General features: G+C 62.8%; 20 protein-coding genes and 4 tRNA genes. 11 read left to right on the top strand and 13 right to left on the bottom strand.

The window, feature by feature from the left end:
* Positions 1-22: 22 nt before the first annotated feature.
* Both U3648_RS08320 and U3648_RS08315 read left to right on the top strand, forming a co-directional pair.
* Entirely contained in the window at positions 23-1,354 is a 1,332-nt protein-coding gene (locus U3648_RS08320) for a M48 family metalloprotease (protein ID WP_420858769.1), read from the top strand.
* Position 1,355: 1 nt separating this feature from the next.
* A complete protein-coding gene (locus tag U3648_RS08315) occupies positions 1,356-2,111 on the top strand; it encodes a DsbA family protein (protein ID WP_420858768.1) in 756 nt (251 codons plus the stop codon).
* A gap of 172 nt (positions 2,112-2,283) precedes the next feature.
* Here U3648_RS08315 and U3648_RS08310 read toward each other — a convergent pair whose 3' ends face one another.
* From U3648_RS08310 to hemA, 4 genes are all read right to left on the bottom strand, one after another.
* Positions 2,284-2,979 (bottom strand): hypothetical protein, encoded by a 696-nt coding sequence (locus tag U3648_RS08310; protein ID WP_420858767.1) that lies wholly within the window; start codon positions 2,977-2,979, stop codon positions 2,284-2,286.
* The gene (gene ispG, locus U3648_RS08305) at positions 2,976-4,100 is read right to left on the bottom strand and encodes a flavodoxin-dependent (E)-4-hydroxy-3-methylbut-2-enyl-diphosphate synthase (protein ID WP_420858766.1); all 1,125 of its coding nucleotides are present in this window, start codon (positions 4,098-4,100) and stop codon (positions 2,976-2,978) included. The genes U3648_RS08310 and ispG overlap by 4 nt, the downstream gene beginning before the upstream one ends.
* A gap of 92 nt (positions 4,101-4,192) precedes the next feature.
* On the bottom strand, positions 4,193-5,371 hold the full coding sequence (locus U3648_RS08300) for a helix-turn-helix domain-containing protein (protein ID WP_420858765.1): 1,179 nt from the start codon (positions 5,369-5,371) through the stop codon (positions 4,193-4,195).
* Positions 5,372-5,487: 116 nt separating this feature from the next.
* The gene (hemA, locus tag U3648_RS08295) at positions 5,488-6,711 is read right to left on the bottom strand and encodes a 5-aminolevulinate synthase (RefSeq protein ID WP_420858764.1); all 1,224 of its coding nucleotides are present in this window, start codon (positions 6,709-6,711) and stop codon (positions 5,488-5,490) included.
* 192 nt (positions 6,712-6,903) lie between these two features.
* On the opposite strand from hemA, the gene U3648_RS08290 reads away from it, so the two are divergent.
* A complete protein-coding gene (locus tag U3648_RS08290) occupies positions 6,904-8,280 on the top strand; it encodes a M20/M25/M40 family metallo-hydrolase (protein ID WP_420858763.1) in 1,377 nt (458 codons plus the stop codon).
* A 169-nt stretch (positions 8,281-8,449) separates the two neighbouring features.
* Here U3648_RS08290 and U3648_RS08285 read toward each other — a convergent pair whose 3' ends face one another.
* From U3648_RS08285 to U3648_RS08275, 3 genes are all read right to left on the bottom strand, one after another.
* On the bottom strand, positions 8,450-8,677 hold the full coding sequence (locus tag U3648_RS08285) for an RND transporter (RefSeq protein ID WP_129680836.1): 228 nt from the start codon (positions 8,675-8,677) through the stop codon (positions 8,450-8,452).
* 106 nt (positions 8,678-8,783) lie between these two features.
* Positions 8,784-8,860, bottom strand: a tRNA-Asp gene (locus U3648_RS08280).
* Positions 8,861-8,890: 30 nt separating this feature from the next.
* A tRNA-Asp gene (locus tag U3648_RS08275) sits at positions 8,891-8,967 on the bottom strand.
* 516 nt (positions 8,968-9,483) lie between these two features.
* Between U3648_RS08275 and U3648_RS08270 the strand changes: the two genes are divergently transcribed.
* Complete coding sequence (locus U3648_RS08270) at positions 9,484-10,248, top strand: LytTR family DNA-binding domain-containing protein (protein WP_420858762.1); 765 nt, start codon at positions 9,484-9,486, stop codon at positions 10,246-10,248.
* A gap of 8 nt (positions 10,249-10,256) precedes the next feature.
* On the opposite strand, the gene U3648_RS08265 is transcribed toward U3648_RS08270, so the two are convergent.
* The 4 genes from U3648_RS08265 to U3648_RS08250 all read right to left on the bottom strand — a co-directional run bounded on the left by U3648_RS08265 (position 10,257) and on the right by U3648_RS08250 (position 11,473).
* Positions 10,257-10,332, bottom strand: a tRNA-Val gene (locus U3648_RS08265).
* A 49-nt stretch (positions 10,333-10,381) separates the two neighbouring features.
* Complete coding sequence (locus U3648_RS08260; RefSeq protein ID WP_420858761.1) at positions 10,382-10,960, bottom strand: histidine phosphatase family protein; 579 nt, start codon at positions 10,958-10,960, stop codon at positions 10,382-10,384.
* 75 nt (positions 10,961-11,035) lie between these two features.
* Positions 11,036-11,110: transfer RNA gene (locus tag U3648_RS08255), tRNA-Val, on the bottom strand.
* A gap of 12 nt (positions 11,111-11,122) precedes the next feature.
* Positions 11,123-11,473, bottom strand: a complete 351-nt coding sequence (locus tag U3648_RS08250; protein ID WP_420858760.1) for an HU family DNA-binding protein — start codon at positions 11,471-11,473, stop codon at positions 11,123-11,125.
* A 221-nt stretch (positions 11,474-11,694) separates the two neighbouring features.
* Between U3648_RS08250 and U3648_RS08245 the strand changes: the two genes are divergently transcribed.
* The 4 genes from U3648_RS08245 to U3648_RS08230 all read left to right on the top strand — a co-directional run bounded on the left by U3648_RS08245 (position 11,695) and on the right by U3648_RS08230 (position 12,663).
* Positions 11,695-11,910 carry a hypothetical protein gene (locus U3648_RS08245; RefSeq protein WP_420858759.1) on the top strand — a complete coding sequence of 72 codons (216 nt, stop codon included), beginning with the start codon at positions 11,695-11,697 and terminating at the stop codon, positions 11,908-11,910.
* A 38-nt stretch (positions 11,911-11,948) separates the two neighbouring features.
* Positions 11,949-12,164 carry a hypothetical protein gene (locus U3648_RS08240; protein ID WP_420858758.1) on the top strand — a complete coding sequence of 72 codons (216 nt, stop codon included), beginning with the start codon at positions 11,949-11,951 and terminating at the stop codon, positions 12,162-12,164.
* Between the two features lie 103 nt (positions 12,165-12,267).
* Positions 12,268-12,414 carry a hypothetical protein gene (locus tag U3648_RS08235; RefSeq protein ID WP_420858757.1) on the top strand — a complete coding sequence of 49 codons (147 nt, stop codon included), beginning with the start codon at positions 12,268-12,270 and terminating at the stop codon, positions 12,412-12,414.
* Between the two features lie 36 nt (positions 12,415-12,450).
* Entirely contained in the window at positions 12,451-12,663 is a 213-nt protein-coding gene (locus U3648_RS08230; protein WP_420858756.1) for a hypothetical protein, read from the top strand.
* Positions 12,664-12,737: 74 nt separating this feature from the next.
* Here U3648_RS08230 and lon read toward each other — a convergent pair whose 3' ends face one another.
* On the bottom strand, positions 12,738-15,152 hold the full coding sequence (lon, locus tag U3648_RS08225; protein ID WP_420858755.1) for an endopeptidase La: 2,415 nt from the start codon (positions 15,150-15,152) through the stop codon (positions 12,738-12,740).
* Between the two features lie 279 nt (positions 15,153-15,431).
* On the opposite strand from lon, the gene U3648_RS08220 reads away from it, so the two are divergent.
* Positions 15,432-16,229 carry a hypothetical protein gene (locus U3648_RS08220; protein ID WP_420858754.1) on the top strand — a complete coding sequence of 266 codons (798 nt, stop codon included), beginning with the start codon at positions 15,432-15,434 and terminating at the stop codon, positions 16,227-16,229.
* 39 nt (positions 16,230-16,268) lie between these two features.
* On the opposite strand, the gene tgt is transcribed toward U3648_RS08220, so the two are convergent.
* Positions 16,269-17,396 carry a tRNA guanosine(34) transglycosylase Tgt gene (gene tgt / locus U3648_RS08215; RefSeq protein ID WP_420858753.1) on the bottom strand — a complete coding sequence of 376 codons (1,128 nt, stop codon included), beginning with the start codon at positions 17,394-17,396 and terminating at the stop codon, positions 16,269-16,271.
* A 138-nt stretch (positions 17,397-17,534) separates the two neighbouring features.
* Between tgt and U3648_RS08210 the strand changes: the two genes are divergently transcribed.
* A complete protein-coding gene (locus U3648_RS08210; RefSeq protein WP_420858752.1) occupies positions 17,535-18,494 on the top strand; it encodes a sugar-binding transcriptional regulator in 960 nt (319 codons plus the stop codon).
* Positions 18,491-19,462: a deoxyribose-phosphate aldolase gene (gene deoC, locus U3648_RS08205; protein ID WP_420858751.1), complete on the top strand. Its 972-nt coding sequence runs from the start codon at positions 18,491-18,493 to the stop codon at positions 19,460-19,462. The genes U3648_RS08210 and deoC overlap by 4 nt, the downstream gene beginning before the upstream one ends.
* The last annotated feature ends 11 nt before the right edge of the window (positions 19,463-19,473 follow it).

The raw sequence follows: 19,473 nt of genomic DNA, 5'->3' as shown, positions 1-19,473 counted from the left end.
CCGTAGGAGGCTTGGCCCGTCAATGCACCTTTCCCCCTTCAAGCTGATCCTTGCCGCGTTTTTCTGGGCGGTGACGGTGGCGCAGCCTGTCCGCGCCGCCTCGCTTCTGCGCGACCCCGATATCGAACACGCGCTGTCTGAACTCGCCCGGCCGATCCTTCTGGCCGCCGGGCTGTCACCTTCGAACACGCGGATACTTGTCGTTGACGACCGGTCCCTGAACGCCTTTGTCGTGGATGGCCGGGCAATTTTCATCCACTCGGGCCTGATCCTGAAACTGGAAACCGCTGGCCAATTGCAGTCCGTGATCGCGCATGAGGCCGCCCATATCGCCAACGGGCATATCGCGCGGCGCGGGGCCAATATTCGAAACGCGCAGACGGCCGCCGGTCTGGGCGTCGCGCTGGCCATCGCCGCCGCGGCATCTGGCAATTCCGAAGCGGCCGCGGGGATCGCTGCGGGCACCGCCGGGTCCGCGCAGCGGGTCCTGTTTTCGCACACAAGGGCGGAAGAGGCCGCAGCCGACCAGTCCGGCCTTCGGTTCCTGCTGTCGGCGGGCGTGGACGGCAGCGCCGCGATCGAAGTGCTGGAGATTTTTCGGGGCCAAGAGGCGCTTTCGGTCGGGCGGCAAGACCCCTATGTGCGGACCCACCCGCTGACCGCGGACCGGATGCGTCAGCTACGCGGGTTGGTGGCCGCGAACGAAGGCCGTGCCGCCGACAGTGCCACCGCCGATTACTGGTTTGCGCGGGCACAGGGCAAGCTGTCGGCCTTCACGCATAATTCGAACTGGACCCTGCGCCGGGTGCGCGGCAATACCGATCAGATCAGCCTGATGCGGGCCGCCATCGCGCTGCATCGCAAGCCCGACCGGGACGGCGCGATCCGGGCGATCAACCAGCTTGCGGCCGCCTATCCAAATGATCCGTACTTCGCGGAATTGCAGGGGCAGATCCTGCTCGAAAACCGGCAGTTCGCGGCGGCGGTCAATGCCTACGGGCGGGGGGTGAACCTTGCGCCTGACAATGCGCTGATCCTTGGCGGCTACGGGCGGGCGCTGCTGACGCTGGACACCGCCGATGGGAACGCGCGCGCCCTCCAAGCCCTGCAACGGGCGCGCGACCGGGATGGGCAGGACGCGCGGGTGCTGCGGGATCTGGCGCAGGCCCATGCCCGCGCCGGTCAACCGGGGCTGGCCTCGCTGGCCATCGCCGAACGCTATGCGCTCATGGGCCGGATGTCCGATGCGGCACTCCACGCGGGACGTGCGGCGGATCAGCTTCCTCGCGGAAGTGTGGGTTGGCAGCGGGCGCAGGATGTGCTTGTTGCTGCGGAACAATTGACACGGAGATGACATGCTGAAACGCCTTTTCGCCCCCGCTGCCCTTGCCCTTGGTCTTCTGGCCGGGTCGGCCAGTGCCTTTGACATGGCCACGATGACCGACGAGGAACGCGCAGCCTTCCGCGACGAGGTCCGGGCCTATCTTCTGGAAAACCCCGAGGTGTTGATGGAAGCGATCGCAGTTCTCGAAGATCGTCAGGCCGTGGCCGAGGCGCAGGCCGATCAGGACCTTGCGCGCACCAATGCGGATGCGCTGTTCAACGACGGGTTCTCCTGGGTCGGCGGCAACCCCGAGGGCGACATCACCCTAGTCGAATTCATGGATTACCGCTGTGGCTATTGCAAACGCGCCTTTGAAGAGGTCGAGGCGCTGGTCGCGCAGGATGGCAACATCCGCTTCATCCTGAAGGAATTCCCGATCCTTGGCGAACAGTCGGTCCTGTCGTCGCGGTTCGCGGTCGCGGTGCACCAGCTGCATGGCGATGATGTCTACAAGGACGTGCACGATGCGCTGATGCAGGTGCGGGGCGATATCACCGCCGAAAGCCTCGTGCGGCTGGCCGAAGCGTTTGGGCTGGACGCCGACCCGATCCTGGACCGGATGACCAGTGAGGAAGTCACGCGGGTGCTGGAAGAAAACCGGCTGCTGGCGCAGCGGCTGAATATCACCGGCACGCCGACCTTCGTGATGGAAGACCAGATGCTGCGCGGCTACGTGCCGCTGAACGTGATGCAGCAATACGCCGCCTCGTTGCGGGCCGATGGCTGACCATCCGATGCCCTGAAACGCAGAAAGGCGGGCCTCGGCCCGCCCTTTTTGTCTTTAAGTGACCGATCAGTAGTTGAACTGGAATTGCGCCCCGTCGCCGATTTCTAGGACGCCCTTCGGTTTGACCGTTCTGGGGAAGAAGGTTAGGCACAAATGTCCAACAGCTGCGGCGCTATGCCCTGAGGTCAAAACCCGATGCCGCCAACAGGTCTTGGCCGGAAACTGGGTCCAGCCTCGGTCGGCGCTCGCCGCGTTCATAGGCCGGCCTATCGAAATCCGCCTTCCCATCCCGATCCAACGCCCAAAAGTCGCAATGGCGGTTGAACTGCGTGACCAGATCCGCGAATTCCGCCTTGTCGATCCGGCTCGATCCGTCTTCCGCGAAGCTCCAGACACCCGCATTCAGGGCCGCGATGTAGGTTTCGATCATTGAGCCAAGAGTATCGAATGCTGGATAGCGAACATCGCTACTTGGAGAATGATTTACATTCAAAACATAGCCACCATCCAAGATAGTGATGTCCAAGAACGGCAGGCCCACTTTGCGAGTAAATGGAATTTCTCTTGTCATCGGGAACGGTGATCTTGTGCGGCAAAAGTCGGTTTTTTGCACGACAGCCTCTGCTGACGGCCAAAAGAACGGACCAAAGAAATTACCCAGTCCCTGCCACATGGTCTGGGGCGGTTCGGCACCATCATACCGTTCGTAGAGCAAGAAAAGGTCCTCCGGCACCCAATCCGCAAGGGACTCGATCATCGCCCTCCGGCGTGGGTCGGGGCGCTTTCGCTTGGCATATTTCGCGATCGGGCGTCCCCGTTCCCGGTGCATCGCGATGAGGGTTTCAAGCTGATCGATCAAACCACTCATTTCGCCTCGGAACTCGCGGCGGCCTCCAGCTCGGCGGCCTTCTTTTCGACCTCTTCGACGATGTGGTCGATCATCCGGTCGTTGGACATCTTGTGGCTTTGCTTGCCCGCCAGATAGACCATGCCCGACCCTGCCCCGCCACCGGTAAAGCCCACGTCGGTCATCAGTGCCTCTCCGGGCCCATTCACGACGCAGCCGATGATCGACAGGCTCATCGGGGTCTTGATATGGGCCAGCCGGTCTTCCAGCGCCTCGACCGTCTTGATCACGTCGAACCCCTGACGGGCACAAGAGGGGCAGGAAATGATATTCACCCCCCGGTGCCGCAGACCCAGCGATTTCAGTATCTCATAGCCGACCTTCACCTCTTCGACCGGATCGGCGGAGAGGCTGACGCGGATCGTGTCACCGATCCCCATCCACAACAGGTTGCCCAGACCGATGGCCGACTTGATGGTGCCTGTCATCAGCCCCCCGGCCTCGGTAATCCCAAGGTGGATGGGGGCGTCCGTCGCCTCGGCCAGTTCCTGATAGGCGGCGGCGGCAAGGAAGACGTCAGACGCCTTCACACTGATCTTGAATTCGTGAAAATCGTTGTCCTGCAGGATCCTGATGTGGTCCAGCCCGCTTTCGACCATGGCCGCTGGACAGGGTTCGCCGTATTTGTCCAGAAGGTGCTTTTCCAGACTGCCTGCGTTCACCCCGATCCGGATCGAACAGTTGTGGTCGCGGGCGGCCTTGATCACCTCGCGCACGCGGTCCGGGCTGCCAATATTGCCGGGGTTGATCCGCAGGCAGGCCGCGCCCGCCTCTGCCGCCTCGATCCCCCGGCGATAATGGAAATGGATATCCGCCACGATCGGCACCGGGCTTTCCGCGACGATCTCTTTCAATGCCTTGGACGATGCTTCGTCAGGAACCGAAACACGCACGATATCCGCCCCGGCCTCGGCCGCCGCCTGCACCTGCGCGATGGTCGCCTTTACATCCGTGGTCAGCGTGTTGGTCATCGTCTGCACGGAAATCGGCGCATCCCCCCCGACCGGCACGTTGCCGACCATGATCTGGCGGCTTTTGCGGCGGTCGATGTTGCGCCAGGGGCGGACGGGGTTATGGGTCATCGGGGCGTCCTGAATGGTGGCCGAAACTGTCCGCGCATAGGTAAGCCGCCCCGTGGCCAAGGGCAACAGGCGCGGGCGCGGATTGTCAGGGATCAGTCGGTAGTGACTTCGGCCACATTGACCACGGCGGCAAGGTCGGCGTCGCCGCTCAGGTCCGCCACCTGGTAGGACGTGGTCAGATTGTCGACCGACAGCGCCAGGTTCGAGGTGATCGTGCCAGTGTCCCCGGCGGGGCCGTAGTGGACCCCGTTGACCGCGAAATAGATCGCCCCGGATTCGCCGACGCGCAGGGTCGCGGGTTCCTCGGTCTGGGCAAGATCATAGGTGGCGCCGGCCTCCATGATCCCTTCGTAGATCACGGTGCCATCGGCGGACCGGACCCGGACCCAGGCCGGGCGGACGGCGACGATCTGCACCTCGGGGACCGGCCCGTCGGTCACGCGCACCGGGCTGCCTTCGGTCACATCCGCGGGCGCGGCGGCCAGATCGGTAGCGAACTCGGCCGCCTCGGGGGCGAAACTGCCGATCGAGGCCGGATCTAGGGTCGAGATCGGACCATCGCGGCTGACCAGAACCGGCACGTCCAGCGCCTGCGGACGGTACAGCCGATCCAGCGCCTCGGTCGAGGGCGGGGTAAAGACGGCGACCGCGTCGCCAGCCCCCGCGCCACCGGCCAGCGGGTCCACATCGGCCACCACCACGGGGGCCTGTTCCACCGGGGCGAACTGAACCTTCTGCACTTCCTGCAACACGGTCCAGGCGCCGAAGCCCAGCCCGCCGATCAGCAGGACCAGCACGAGAACGGACCCGACTGCGCCGGGTTCCACATGGGACAGAAAGGCGTCCTTGCCGGGGGCAAAGGGCGTGGCGGGGGTCGCGAAAATATCCGCGTCACCGCGGTTTCCCAGCCGTTCTTCGCGCGTCGGCCGAACCGACGAGGCCGCCGCCGACATGCCATGCGCGGTGGAAAATCCGCTTTCCTTGCAGAAGGTCGCAAAGGCCTGATCCGGATCCATGCCCAGATAGCGGGCGTAAGACCGCACATAACCCGCGATGAACCCGGGGGTATCAAAGGCCGACGGGTCGGCGTTTTCGATCGCTGCGATGTAGGCGGCCTTGATCTTCAGCTCGCGTTGAACGTCCAGAAGGCTTTTGCCCATCGTGGCCCGTTCACCGCGCATCAGGTCCCCAAGACGCAGCTCGTAGGCATCGAACCCTTTGGGTTCAACTTCCTCGACGGCTTGCTTGCGCTTGAAGCCCTTCAAAATCATCCGGCTGTCCCAAACTGCCCAATTTGCCCCCGCGTCATGGGAATCGATTCGAGTTCTCCCAAGCGCTTTAATTGCGCCTAGCATACACCAAAACCGGGCGCACCCGTGGAAAAATCTCAGCCCGCCATTTCGGCGCGATTCAGCGCACAATGGGACCAAAGGGCGTCCATGGCCTTGACCAGCTTGTCGATCTCGCCCGGCCCGTGGACCGGCGAGGGGGTGAAGCGCAGCCGCTCTGTCCCGCGCGGGACGGTCGGGAAATTGATCGGCTGAACGTAGATGCCGAACTGATCCAGCAGCATGTCGGACAGCTTCTTGGTGTGCACTGGATCGCCGACGATCACCGGAACGATATGGCTGCCGTGGTCGATGATCGGCAGGCCAAGGCCCTTCAACCGCAGCTTCAGAACCGCTGCCGCCTCTTGGTGCCGGTCCCGGATGGACTGGTCTTCCTTCAGAACCCGGATCGACGCCGCCGCCCCCGCCGCCACAACCGGCGGAAGCGAGGTTGTGAAGATGAAGCCCGGCGCGTAAGACCGCACCGCGTCACACATTTTCGCGCTCGCCGCGATATAGCCGCCGTGCACACCAAAGGCCTTGCCCAGCGTGCCGTTGATGATGTCGATCCGGTCCAGAAGACCATCGCGTTCGGCAACGCCACCGCCGCGCGGGCCATACATGCCGACCGCGTGCACCTCGTCCAGATAGGTCAGCGCGCCGAATTCGTCGGCCAGATCGCACAGCGCCTCGATCGGGCCGAAATCGCCATCCATCGAATAGACGCTTTCAAAGGCGATCAGCTTGGGCGCGGCCGGATCGTCGGCTTCCAGCTTGGCGCGGAGGTCGGCCAAATCGTTATGCTTGAAGATGCGCTTGGCCCCGCCATTGCGGCGGATGCCTTCGATCATCGAGGCGTGGTTCAGTTCATCGGAATAGATGATCAGCCCCGGAAACAGCTTGGGAAGGGTGCTCAGCGTCGCGTCATTGGCGATATAGGCCGAGGTGAACAGCAGCGCCGCTTCCTTCTGGTGAAGGTCGGCAAGCTCTGCCTCAAGCCGCTTGTGATAGACGGTGGTGCCGGAGATATTCCGGGTGCCGCCCGACCCGGCGCCGGTTGCGTCCAGCGCCTCTGCCATGGCCGACAGGACCGCCGGGTGCTGGCCCATGCCAAGGTAATCGTTGCCACACCAGACGGTGATATCCTGCTTGGACCCGTCAGGTTTGTTCCAGACCGCATGGGGGAAATGCCCGCGTTTCCGCTCGATATCAATGAACGTGCGATAGCGGCCTTCCGAATGCAGCCGGTCCAGCGCGGCGTCAAGCTGGGCGTTGTAGTCCATGGGTCGTCCTTGCAGCAGCCTCTTTGGCGCGAGGGGCCAAAGGTATTTCAAGGGTCATATAACCCCATGCCCCCTGTCGCAATACGCTACAATTTGCCGCCCCTTCCGCATATTCGCACAGGGTTTGCCATGGACAGTGGCCACAAGGGGCGTAACCTGCGCCCAAATTCAAACAAACACGGAGCCCCTGACATGAGCCTCGATCAGGTATTGTCGCGTATCGACACCGATCTGGACGCCGCCATCGACCGGTTGATGACCCTTCTGCGGATCGAATCCATTTCAACCGACCCCGCCTTTAAGGCAGAGTGCGACAAGGCCGCCGATTGGTTGGTGGCCGACCTGCAATCCATGGGCGTCGATGCGCAAAAGCGTGCCACGCCCGGCCACCCGATGGTGGTGGGCCACGTCCGGGGCGACGGGCCACATCTTCTGTTCTACGGCCATTATGACGTGCAGCCGGTGGACCCGCTGAACCTGTGGAAGACCCCGCCCTTCGATCCCCGGATCGAGGACACCCCGAACGGCAAGGTCATCCGGGGGCGCGGATCGTCCGATGACAAGGGCCAGTTGATGACCTTCGTCGAAGCCTGCCGCGCCTGGACCGCCGTGAATGGCACCCTGCCCTGCTCCATCACCTTCTTCTTTGAAGGCGAGGAAGAATCGGGCTCGCCCTCGCTCATCCCCTTCATGAAGGACAACGCTGCAGAGCTGACCAGTGATATCGCCCTGATCTGCGACACTTCCATGGTCTCGCCCGGCGTGCCCTCCATCGCCTCGCAACTGCGGGGGATGCTGAAGGACGAATTCACAATCCACGGCCCCCGGATCGACCTGCATTCGGGCCATTACGGCGGCCCCGGCCTGAACCCGCTGAAGGAAATCGCCCGGATCGTCGCGTCCTTCCACGATGACACCGGCCGGGTTGCGGTCGACGGGTTCTATGACGGCGTTCACGAGGTCCCGGCCGAGATCCTGCGCCAGTGGGAAAATTCGGGCTTTGACGAAGCAACCTATCTCAGCTCAGTCGGCTACAGCCGCCCCCATGGCGAGGCGGGCTACTCAACGCTGGAACAGCAATGGTCGCGCCCCACGCTCGAGGTGAACGGGCTCTGGGGCGGCTATCAGGGGGCCGGGTCGAAGACCGTGATCCCGGCAGAGGCCCATTGCAAAATCACCTGCCGCCTTGTGGGCGACATGGACCCCGACGACCTGCGGATCAAGGTCCGCAAACATGTCGAGGACCGGCTATCGCCTGATGCCCGCGTGACCTGGGACAACGATCTGGAAGGGGCGCCCGCCTCGGTCATGAACACCGACCGGCCCGAGTTTGAACTGGCCCGGCAGGCCCTGTCGGACGAATGGAACCGCGAGGCGGTGCTGGTCGGCATGGGCGGCTCGATCCCGATCGCCGGCTACTTCAAGACGATCCTCGGAATGGACGCGATGCTGATCGGCTTCGCCAATGACGACGACGCCATCCACAGCCCGAACGAAAAATACGATGTGCAGAGTTTCCACAAAGGCATACGCAGCTGGGCTCGGGTCCTCGACGCGCTGTCGCGCTAAGCAGAAATCGCCCGACGGTGGAAACTCTGTCGGGCTCCGCCCGTGACCCGCTGAAACGCTCCACCGGAGCGTTTCCGGGACGTGGGTCACTCCACAAGGGTATCCGCAGCTGGGCGCGAGTGCTGGACGCCCTGTCGCGCTAATCGTCACCGGCAAATGAACTGCGCGGTCAGGCCCCCTGACCGCGCAACACTTCTCGCAGCCCCTTGGCAATCAACAAAAGCCACGGTGCGCCATGCATCAGCAGGTCAAAGATATCGACCGGGCGCGACAACGTTCCGGCCACCAGCATCTTCAGCTTCTCCCAGATATGCGGTTCCGGAAAGAACGGCGCCAGCCCAAGCGTCAGGGCGGCGATGATGACGATATTCCACGGGATTTGATCAAGAAACTGCACGGGACCCTCCTATCGGCAGTCCCTACATATGTCATTTTGCAAATATAACAAGCCCGAGACCAAGCAGAGGTGTTCTGGTCTTTCATCGTCCAGCAAGAGGGGAAAGTGGCGCGGTTGACGGGGCTCGAACCCGCGACCCCCGGCGTGACAGGCCGGTACTCTAACCAACTGAGCTACAACCGCGCATACGTCTGCGTCGGGCAAGAAAGACAGTGGCGCGGTTGACGGGGCTCGAACCCGCGACCCCCGGCGTGACAGGCCGGTACTCTAACCAACTGAGCTACAACCGCGTATCTGTCTTTCGGCCATTCGACCGAACGTGAGGCGCCTTCTACGGGCAGGCCCGCCCCCCGTCAAGCGCCGTTCGGCGCAATTTTCGGATTTTCGACACGACGCGGATTTCATCTCCGACGGACCCGAACAGAACGATCCAAATCCTGCGAAAAAACCGTCCCGCAAAGCGATGCGATTGTTGAACCGAACCGGTCGTCCGGCTAGCGTGGCGGGAAGGATTTGATCAGACGCACCAAGCAAGCGGCACAGGGGCGCGGTCGTCCGTTCCGCGACCGCGCCAAGGGGCGTACTCTTCAACCTCGATGCACTGGAAAACGGTTACAGACTACTCGATGAACGAAAACGGACCCCAGCCCATGCTCAGGAACCGATCTGATCAAAATCGGGGCTTTTCTCCATTGTTTTGTCATGAAATGCGTTTGGTTGACATGTTTGGCAGGGCGCACCGGCTGTCCTTCGTTCAGATTTGGACCCTGCTTTCCAACTGGCGCGCAATCGGTTTGGTCTGTCTCGTGGCCGTCGCGATCTTTGGCACCAACCCGCACGGCTACAGGGGTCACATGCCCCTTCTGTACGAAGTGCTAATCTGGCAATTCGGTGCAGGCCTGCTGATCCTTCTCAAACTCCTGGCGTTTGCCTGCCTGTCGATGCTCACCTTCAAACGTCCTACTCGACGGATATACCTGCCCCTCCTGTCGTCGGCCGAATTCACAATTGTCTTTCTGGCCATGCTCTGGGTGCAGGGCCGACTGGTCGATGACACCTATCAATTCGATCATCTTGCCGCCTTCCCTTTTCTTCTGGTCACGCTCCTGATCGTCGAAGTGCTGTTCATGCGGTTTCTTTTGTCGACCTACGGGATTGCCGGCCTGCAGGAAGAGACGGACGCGGCAAACGGCCAACAGGCCCCCGCCCCCCTCTCCAACCCGCCCACCGGGCCCCGGTTGATCGAGATTGGCGATCGCCGCATCCGGGTCGACAACCTGCGCTACATCGCGTCCGAGGAGCATTACCTGCGTGTCGTGACGAAACAGGAAACCATCGTCCAACGCGCCAAACTGGGCGATGTGATCGACCAGCTGCACGACAGCGATGGCGTCCGCCCGCACCGGTCCTGGTGGGTGTGCCGCCACGCCTGTCCCCGGCTGACTCGCGACGGCGCACGTGGGACCATTCACCTGCCCGATTTCGACCTGTCCGACCTGCCGACGATTCCCGTCGCCCGCAGCCGCCTTCAACAGGTTCAGGACTGGTTCGATTTCCACATGGACTGGTAGCTGGGAAATGGTGGGTGGTGAGGGACTCGAACCCCCGACATCTTCGGTGTAAACGAAGCGCTCTACCAACTGAGCTAACCACCCGACCCGCGCCGTTTAGCCGCTTCGGCCCGGCCCCGCAAGGGCCTGCGTGTCAGGGCCAAAGAACGTCGTGATGTTGGCCCTGAATGCGGAACAGGCACCCCTGCCCGCCCGGCAGCTCCATCAGATCGGCAAGCGTCCAACCCAGCGCGCGGGTTCGCAGGAATCGCGACGTGATCCCATGGGTGAAAATGACGGTCGGCCCGGTCAGCCCGGCCAGTACCATTCCCACGCGATGCCAAAGCGCATCGAAGGATTCGCCGCCGGGTGCGCGGGAATATCGTTCGATGAACGGCTCATCTTCTGCGCCCGGCCATCCGTCTTCGATCTCCTCGGTCGTCAGACCGGCCCAGTCGCCGACCCCGATTTCGCGCAGCGCATCATCGGCGCGAGCTTCAGCCCCAATGAACGCAAGGGCAATCCGGGCGGTTTCCACCGATCGTCCTTGCGGGCTGGTCAGGAAGGACCAGTTGCCGGGCCCGACCCCTTCCCGAAGCAATATCTGCCCCAGCCCACAGGCCTGATCCCGGCCCTTGTCGGTCAGGGGCGAATCGAGTTGCCCCTGCCAGCGGCCCGCGCGGTTCCATTCGGTTTGTCCGTGGCGGGCGATGATGATCTCGGGCAGGCTCATGCGCTTGGGATAGCCCGCCCGCCTGACCCCCGAAAGCAAAAACGCGCCAGGTTGGGACGCGTTTCAAAGGAAGAATGGTGGGTGATAAGAGATTCGAACTCCTGACATCTTCGATGTGAACGAAGCGCTCTACCACTGAGCTAATCACCCGTTGGCGGGTCTTTAGCCTTCCTCGCCCATCTCTGCAAGGGGGTCTGATCCGGCTTTTTTGACGCCCTGTTCCGGGATGCGAACCCGGACCGTCGCGACCTTTGCGCCGCCAATGTCCTTGGACTTCACATGCTTGATCTTGCCCAGCGGCGGCAGGTTCATTTCCTGCCCGTCGCGGAGCGCCGCAGCCAATGCAGACAGCACCGCATCGACGGCAACGCGGGCATCCTTGGGTTTCAGCCCGCTGTCAGAGCTGACCCGCGCGATAAACTCCTTGCGCCCGATTGTCTGAACCACCTCCGGCGTCGTTTCGGCCTCCGGTGCCTTGACGTCCAACACCACTGGTTTTGTCTTTCTCGCCATATCGACGCCCTGCCTTTCCGCTTCAACACCATAACCCGACTTGCGCGATGCTGATCGCTCGACCCGGCAAATGCCAGCGGAAACAACGCAAAACCATGCATTTTCGGCGGAAAAGGCATGGAAACCCATGCTTGACCCAACGTCCCCGACAGGCCAGAGTTGGAGGACATGGGGAACCGGCGTGCTGCCAGATGCGCCAAATGAAACAAATGAGGTCTGCTATGAAGAACATCATTCTATCAAGCTGTGCGCTTGCCCTGTCGGCAGGGGCCGCTCTTGCTGGGGGTATGGCCGAGCCTGTCATGGAAATGGCCCCCGTCATCGTCGAAGAACAGGCCGGGTCGTCGTCCTCCGCCGGGTTGATCATCCCGCTGATCCTGATTGCGCTGATCGCGGCGGCAATGTCGTCCTCGTCGGGATCGTCTGAAATCAACTGACCCGTCTGAACCCCTTTATTGAAACGTAGGAGTATTTCATGAAGAAAATCCTCGCATCCGCCGCCGCCCTTCTGGGCACCGCCGGCGCCGCCCTTGCCGGTGGCATGGCTGAACCCGTGATGGAGATGGCCCCCGTCATCGTGGAAGAGCAGGCTGGCTCCTCCTCTTCCGCCGGGTTGATCATCCCTCTGATCCTGATCGCTCTGATCGCGGCGGCGATGTCGTCCAGCACTTCCGAAGTCAATCCGGACTAATCGGCGCGACGCGCCCTTTTCAAGGTTGGGAGACCCAATGAAAACCACCCTAGCAACTGCCACCGCTTTCTTGGCTTCCGCCGGTGCTGCCCTTGCTGGCGGCATGGCCGAACCCGTAATGGAAATGGCCCCGGTGATCGTCGAAGAGCAGGCCGGTTCGTCCTCTTCCGCCGGCCTGATCATCCCGCTGATCCTGATCGCACTGATCGCGGCGGCGATGTCCAGTTCGACCGGGTCCGAAGACCTCTGATCCGCGAAACAACATCTGAACGACCAGGAGACCAAGATGAAGAAAATCCTCGCATCCGCCACCGCCCTTCTGGGCACCGCCGGTGCCGCCCTTGCCGGTGGCATGGCTGAACCGGTCATGGAAATGGCCCCGGTGATCGTCGAAGAGCAGGCCGGTTCGTCCTCTTCCGCCGGCCTGATCATCCCGCTGATCCTGATCGCACTGATCGCGGCGGCGATGTCCAGCTCGACAGGTGTGGAAGAATCCTGATAGGGACATCGCATTGACCTGAACGACAAAAGGCGCGGTTTTCACCGCGCCTTTTGCTTTCGCTCCAAGGGTCCCTAGTGGGTGGTGGCCGTCGCGCTATCCTCTGGCGATCCGGACAAGGCCCGTTCCGCCGCTGCGGCTTCCTCGGCCTCCTCGTCCCAGTCGATCGGCTCCGGCTTGCGCACAAGCGCATGTTCCAGAACCTCGGACACATGGCTGACCGGGATAATTTCCAGCCCTTCCTTCACGTTATCCGGGATTTCCGGCAGGTCCTTTTCGTTCTCGGTCGGGATCAGCACGGTTTTCACTCCGGCGCGCAGGGCCGCCAGCAGCTTTTCCTTCAACCCGCCAATGGCGCTGGCATTGCCGCGCAGCGTCACCTCGCCGGTCATGGCAATGTCCTTGCGGACCGGGATCTGGGTCAGCACCGACACGATGGCCGTCACCATCGCCAGACCTGCCGACGGCCCGTCCTTGGGCGTCGCCCCATCCGGCACGTGGACGTGGATGTCCAAGCGGTCGAACTTGGGCGGCTTCACCCCGATCTGCGGCGCGATGGACCGAACATAGGAACTGGCCGCGTCGATAGATTCCTTCATCACATCGCCCAGTTTCCCGGTGGTCTTCATCCGGCCCTTGCCCGGCAGGCGCAGCGCCTCGATCGACAGGATCTCGCCCCCGACAGAGGTATAGGCCAGCCCGGTGACCACGCCGATCTGATCTTCCTTTTCGGCCAGACCGTAACGGTACTTCGGCACCCCGAGAAAATCGTCGATATTGGCGTCGGTGACTTCCACCAGCTTGGTTTCGCCCTTGACGATCCGGGTTACCGCCTTGCGGGCGACCTTGGCCACTTCGCGCTCAAGGTTCCGCACCCCGGCTTCGCGCGTATAGGTGCGGATCATCGCTGTCAGGGCGCTGTCATCCAGCGTGAACTCCTTGGGTTTAAGCCCATGGTTTTTCATCACTTTCGGAAGCAGGTGCTGACGTGCGATCTCGCGCTTTTCATCCTCAGTGTAGCCGGCCAGCGAAATGATCTCCATCCGGTCCAGAAGCGGGCCGGGCATGTTGTAGGAGTTCGCCGTGGTCAGGAACATGACGTTCGACAGGTCGTATTCCACTTCCATGTAGTGGTCCACGAAGGTCGAGTTCTGTTCCGGGTCCAGCACTTCCAACATGGCGCTCGCCGGGTCGCCCCGGAAATCCTGCCCCATCTTGTCGATCTCATCGAGAAGGATCAGCGGGTTGGTGGTCTTCGCCTTCTTCAGCGCCTGGATGATCTTGCCGGGCATCGACCCGATATAGGTCCGGCGGTGGCCGCGAATCTCGCTTTCATCACGCACCCCGCCCAGCGAAATACGGATGAATTCGCGTCCCGTGGCCTTGGCCACGGATTTGCCAAGGCTGGTCTTGCCGACGCCCGGAGGGCCGACAAGGCACATGATCGGCCCCTTCAGCTTCTTCGACCGCTGCTGCACCGCAAGGTATTCGACGATGCGTTCCTTAACCTTTTCAAGACCATAGTGGTCGGCGTTAAGAACCTTTTCGGCATGGCCAAGGTCTTTCTTGGTGCGCGATTTCACGCCCCACGGGATGGACAACATCCAGTCAAGGTAGTTGCGAACGACAGTCGCCTCGGCCGACATCGGCGACATCGACTTGAGCTTTTTCAGCTCCGCCTCGGCCTTGTCGCGGGCTTCCTTGGATAGCTTGGTTTCGGCGATCCGGGATTCCAGCTCGGCGATCTCGTTCGCGCCTTCCTCGCCGTCGCCCAGTTCCTTCTGAATGGCCTTCATCTGCTCATTCAGATAGTACTCGCGCTGGGTGCGCTCCATCTGGCTCTTGACGCGGGTCTTGATCTTCTTCTCGACCTGCAGGACCGACATTTCGCCCTGCATCAGGCCATAGACCTTTTCCAGCCGCTCACTGATCGACAGGGTTTCCAGAAGCTCCTGCTTCTGGTCGACCTCGATCCCAAGGTGGCCAGCCACAAGATCGGCCAGCCGCGCCGGTTCAGAGGTTTCAGAAACCGCTGCAAGTGCTTCTTCTGGAATGTTTTTCTTGATTTTCGAGTAGCGTTCGAATTCTTCAGAAACCGACCGGACAAGGGCGATCAGCTCGCTTTCCTCGCCGGGAAATTCCGTCAGATATTCGGCGCTTGCCTCGAAGAACCGGTCGTTCTCGTGGAATTCGGTGATCCGCACCCGCGCCTTGCCTTCGACCAGCACTTTCACGGTGCCATCGGGCAGCTTCAGCAGTTGCAGGACATTGGCCAGCACGCCGGCCTTGTAAATCCCGTCCTGATCGGGGTCGTCCTGACCCGGGTCGATCTGGCTGGACAGCAGGATCTGCTTGTCATCGGCCATGACCTCTTCCAGCGCCCGCACCGATTTCTCGCGGCCGACAAACAGCGGCACGATCATGTGCGGGAACACCACGATGTCGCGCAGCGGCAGCACCGGGTAGGACGTGGCGAGGGGTTCTTGCATGCTCGTTTCCTTGTTCTGGCAAGACGCGACCGGGCCCCGTTTGGTGGCAGCCACCGGCGTCTCCTCTTCTCGGTTTTAACAAATGGGGCCGGTGTGCCGCCAAATCAACCGTGTCTGGGTCGGCGCAGAATGCCTTTGGCATCGACCCGCTGCAAGGGACCATCGTCGGGAAATCTGTTCGATTGGCAGGGTTCGCGCGAAAATGACCCGCTCTGTGCCGCTGTCTTGCCAGATTTCGCGGTCAGGGTGGCGCGAAACAAGACCGTCAGGATCGTGCCTATGCTCACCTATCTCCTTCGCCAGAAGCGTCGGATCATCTTTGCCGGGGTCGCAGGAATGCTTGCCCACGCCCTGCTGTTCGGGCCGGGACTGGGGGCGATCGGAACTGGCGTCCTAATGGCCGTCATCGGGCTCTTCATCATCGCGCTAGCGCCAAACTATCGTGGCATGGCCGAAAGCCTGTCGCTGGGTCTTGTGATTGCGGCGCTTCTTCCCCTGCCCGCCCAAATTTTTCCCGGCACCGCGATTGTCTGTATCCTTGCCGCCCATGCCGCGCTGCACGGGTCATGGACCGATCGGTTGCCGCTGCGCCTCGGTCTTGTCAGCACCCGCAAGTCGCTGGTCAATCTGCCCGCCGTTCAGGTCTGGAACGCGGTAATCCCCGGCGAGTCCCACCCCGAAGATCACTGGACCGGCCGTCTTGTCGATTTCGACAAGGATGCCGACGATGCCGAAACCATCTATCTGCGTTTCGCTCGCCCCGATGACACGCCCGAGGAAATGACCCTGACCTTCCTTGAACGGGTGCCGCACAAGCGGGCGCGCTACCTTCTGGAACGGGTGGACCCAACCGGCGCCGACGACGTGATGATGACCATCTGCCTGAACGAACCCGAACTTGGCCGCTGCGAGGTCGACACCCGGCTGGAACAGGAAGCCATGCCGATTCGGCTGGCCTTTGAGCATTGGTTCGACGATTGTTTCGGGGATGAGCTGCACAATTTCGCCACGCAATTGCAGCGCAACCACCGCTGGACCGTGGTCCCCACGCAGGCCCTGACAGGCAAACCTGCCTGACTGTTGGGGTCTAGCGCCAGTCCCCCCGGTCCGCGGCTATCAGACCGGCTCGATATCGCCCTCGGCCCGCTGAGCGTGAAACGCCGCTTCCCAAGCGGCAAACCGCCCTTCGGCAATCGCCTCGCGCATGCCCTGCATAATCTCCTGAAAATAATGCAGATTATGCCAGGTCAGCAGCATTCCCGAAATCATTTCCTGCGACCGGAACACATGGTGCAGGTAGGCCCGCGAATAATTGGTGCAGGCCGGACAGGTGCAATGTTCGTCCAATGGCCGCGGGTCGTCCGCGTGCCGCGCGTTCTTGATGTTGACCTGCCCGCGCCGGGTCCAGGCTTGCCCGGTGCGGCCTGACCGGCTGGGCAGCACGCAATCCATCATGTCGACACCGCGCTTTACCGCGCCGACGATATCATCGGGCTTGCCCACCCCCATCAGATAGCGGGGCTTGTCCACGGGCAGTTGGTCGGGCGCATAGTCCAGCGCCGCGAACATCGCGTCCTGCCCCTCGCCCACCGCCAGCCCGCCAATGGCATAGCCGTCGAACCCGATCCGCGTCAGGGCCTCGGCGCTTTCGGCGCGAAAATCCTCTTCCAGCCCGCCCTGCTGAATACCGAACAGCGCATGACCGGGCCGGTCGCCAAAGGCATCGCGGGACCGCTGTGCCCACCGCATCGACAGACGCATGCTGGACGCGATCCTGTCGCGGTCGGCAGGCAGCGCCGGGCATTCGTCAAAGGCCATGACGATGTCGGACCCCAGCAGCTTCTGGATTTCCATCGACCGTTCCGGGGTGATCTCGTGCCGCGATCCGTCGATATGGCTGCGGAAGGTCACGCCCTTCTCGGTCAGCTTGCGCAACTCCGCGAGGCTCATCACCTGAAACCCGCCGCTGTCGGTCAGGATCGGCTTGTTCCAGTTCATGAACTTGTGCAGCCCGCCCAGCCGGTCGATCCGTTCCGCCGTCGGACGCAACATCAGGTGATAGGTATTGCCCAGCAGGATGTCGGCCCCGGTCGCCGCCACGCTTTCCGGCATCATCGCCTTGACCGTGGCCGCGGTGCCCACGGGCATGAAGGCAGGGGTGCGGATATCCCCGCGCGGCGTGTGGATCACGCCGGTCCGGGCCTTCCCGTCGGTGGTTTTCAGGGCAAAGGAGAACTTGGTCATGGGTTCGGTCCGCATTTGGGTCGGGCGGGTGATAGCCGAAATCGTGCCGAAAGAAAGCCCCTGCCGACCGTCCAATCACAAATGTTGAACTTCATCACAGTTGTGATATACTGACCGTGCTGCACCAAAGGATTCCCCATGTCTGCCGAAGCTCAACGCCTGCCCCAAGACGACACCCGCACCCATCTGATGGTGCAGGTCGCGCGCATGGCCTGGGCCGAGGACCGCACCCAGACCGAGATCGCCTCGGAAACCGGATTGAACCGCTGGCAAGTGGCCCGCCTTTTGCAAGAGGCCCGTGATCAGGGTATTGTCCGGATCGAGATCCTCCCCCCAGACCTGCGCCAACCCGCGTTGGAGGCCGCGCTGGTCGCCCGGTTTGGGCTGCGCGATGCCGTGGTCATCGGGACCGAGGCCGGGCCCGAGGCGGTGACACAGGCCGCCGGCCGCTATCTGGCCGCCCTGCGCCCCTCGCCCGAGTTGATCGGGGTCAGCTGGGGCCGGACCATGGCACAGGTGGCCCATTGGTTGCCGATGGGCTGGGCCGATGGAGTCCGTGTTGTGCAGATCAACGGCACCGTCGCCCCGAAACCGCAGGCCAGCGGCCATGACGACGTGGCCGCCACTTTCGCCCGCAAGGGTCAGGGCCGGTTCACCCCCCTGCCCGTCCCCGCCATTCTTGGCCGGGCCGAAACCGCCCGCGTGCTGGAGGATGACAAGATCGTCGCGGATGTCCTGTCGCTTGCCCGCTCCGCCCCGGTCCTGTGCTTTTCCATGGGCGCGATGACCGACGACAGCGCCCACCTGCACTCCGGCAACCTGACGGGCGAGGAGATTGCACGCCTGCGCGTCGCGGGCGCGGTGGGCGACATCCTTGGCCGCTTTGTCACCGCCGATGGCCAGATTGCATCCGCCGGGATCGACGCCCGCACCATCGGGCTGAAACTGGACCAGCTGGACAGTCACGACCGCCGGATCGGCGTTGTCACCGGCACCGACAAACATGCCATCGCCCGCGCCGCCCTGCGCGCGGGTTTCGTCAATACACTCATCACCGACGCGGCCACCGCCGCCCATGCATTGGAGACTTCCCAATGACCGACACCCCTACCCACGGGGCCAACCACGCCCGCAACCCCGGCATGGCGCTGGATACAGCCATGTTCGAAGGCCACGGCGTGAACCGCACCGCCGCCGAACGCCGCGCTGCCCAACTGACCACCCGCCGCACCGTCAAGAAGACGTATCAGGCGGCCTGGCTGGTGAACGCGATCCGCTGCATCGACCTGACCACATTGGCGGGCGACGATACCGAAGGCCGGGTCCGGCGCCTCTGCGCCAAGGCCCGCCAGCCGCTTGCCCCGCATATCATGGCGGGCCTCGGGCTGGACCGGCTGCACACCGGCGCGGTCTGCGTTTACCCGACCATGGTCGGCCACGCGGTCCGGGCGCTGAAAGGTACCGGCATCCCCGTCGCCTCGGTCGCGACCGGGTTTCCAGCGGGGCTGATGCCGCTGAACCTGCGGCTGGCCGAAATCCGCTATGCGGTCGAGGAAGGCGCGGAAGAAATCGACATCGTCATCACCCGCGAACATGTGCTGAACCGGGACTGGTCCGCGCTCTATGACGAGGTCGCCGCCATGCGCGAGGCCTGCGGCGACGCCCATCTGAAGGCCATTCTTGCCACGGGTGACCTGCAAACCCTGCGCAACGTCTATGCCGCCTCGATGGTGGCGATGCAGGCCGGGTCGGACTTCATCAAGACCTCCACCGGCAAGGAAGGGGTCAACGCCACCCTGCCCGTGTCGCTGACCATGGTGCGTGCCCTGCGCGATTACCGGGACGCCACCGGGCACGACGTTGGGTTCAAGCCCGCGGGCGGCATGAAATCCGCCAAGGACGCCATCGCCTGGCAGATCCTGATGAAAGAGGAAATGGGCAACCGCTGGCTGCAACCGGACCTGTTCCGGCTCGGCGCCTCTTCCATGCTGGGCGACATCGAACGCCAGCTTGAACACCATGTTACGGGCCGCTACGCCGCCGCCCACCGCCACGCGATCGCGTAAAGGAGCCACCC

The organism is Marivivens marinus (assembly GCF_035969385.1).
In the GTDB taxonomy this organism is placed as follows: domain Bacteria; phylum Pseudomonadota; class Alphaproteobacteria; order Rhodobacterales; family Rhodobacteraceae; genus SELP01.
The sequence above is the reverse complement of the archived record's forward strand: the minus strand, read 5'-3'. Positions and strand labels throughout refer to the sequence as shown.

What these genes read in the sequence shown, in the direction of transcription:
- lon (WP_420858755.1), bottom strand. Translation starts at nt 15,152, where the DNA reads ATGCAAGAACCCCTCGCCACGTCCTACCCGGTGCTGCCGCTGCGCGAC.
- U3648_RS08250 (WP_420858760.1), bottom strand. Translation starts at nt 11,473, where the DNA reads ATGGCGAGAAAGACAAAACCAGTGGTGTTGGACGTCAAGGCACCGGAG.
- U3648_RS08245 (WP_420858759.1), top strand. Translation starts at nt 11,695, where the DNA reads ATGAAGAACATCATTCTATCAAGCTGTGCGCTTGCCCTGTCGGCAGGG.
- U3648_RS08310 (WP_420858767.1), bottom strand. Translation starts at nt 2,979, where the DNA reads ATGAGTGGTTTGATCGATCAGCTTGAAACCCTCATCGCGATGCACCGG.
- U3648_RS08240 (WP_420858758.1), top strand. Translation starts at nt 11,949, where the DNA reads ATGAAGAAAATCCTCGCATCCGCCGCCGCCCTTCTGGGCACCGCCGGC.
- U3648_RS08230 (WP_420858756.1), top strand. Translation starts at nt 12,451, where the DNA reads ATGAAGAAAATCCTCGCATCCGCCACCGCCCTTCTGGGCACCGCCGGT.
- ispG (WP_420858766.1), bottom strand. Translation starts at nt 4,100, where the DNA reads ATGACCCATAACCCCGTCCGCCCCTGGCGCAACATCGACCGCCGCAAA.
- tgt (WP_420858753.1), bottom strand. Translation starts at nt 17,396, where the DNA reads ATGACCAAGTTCTCCTTTGCCCTGAAAACCACCGACGGGAAGGCCCGG.
- U3648_RS08260 (WP_420858761.1), bottom strand. Translation starts at nt 10,960, where the DNA reads ATGAGCCTGCCCGAGATCATCATCGCCCGCCACGGACAAACCGAATGG.
- hemA (WP_420858764.1), bottom strand. Translation starts at nt 6,711, where the DNA reads ATGGACTACAACGCCCAGCTTGACGCCGCGCTGGACCGGCTGCATTCG.
- U3648_RS08210 (WP_420858752.1), top strand. Translation starts at nt 17,535, where the DNA reads ATGTCTGCCGAAGCTCAACGCCTGCCCCAAGACGACACCCGCACCCAT.
- U3648_RS08315 (WP_420858768.1), top strand. Translation starts at nt 1,356, where the DNA reads ATGCTGAAACGCCTTTTCGCCCCCGCTGCCCTTGCCCTTGGTCTTCTG.
- U3648_RS08300 (WP_420858765.1), bottom strand. Translation starts at nt 5,371, where the DNA reads ATGATTTTGAAGGGCTTCAAGCGCAAGCAAGCCGTCGAGGAAGTTGAA.
- U3648_RS08220 (WP_420858754.1), top strand. Translation starts at nt 15,432, where the DNA reads ATGCTCACCTATCTCCTTCGCCAGAAGCGTCGGATCATCTTTGCCGGG.
- U3648_RS08235 (WP_420858757.1), top strand. Translation starts at nt 12,268, where the DNA reads ATGGCCGAACCCGTAATGGAAATGGCCCCGGTGATCGTCGAAGAGCAG.
- U3648_RS08320 (WP_420858769.1), top strand. Translation starts at nt 23, where the DNA reads ATGCACCTTTCCCCCTTCAAGCTGATCCTTGCCGCGTTTTTCTGGGCG.
- deoC (WP_420858751.1), top strand. Translation starts at nt 18,491, where the DNA reads ATGACCGACACCCCTACCCACGGGGCCAACCACGCCCGCAACCCCGGC.
- U3648_RS08290 (WP_420858763.1), top strand. Translation starts at nt 6,904, where the DNA reads ATGAGCCTCGATCAGGTATTGTCGCGTATCGACACCGATCTGGACGCC.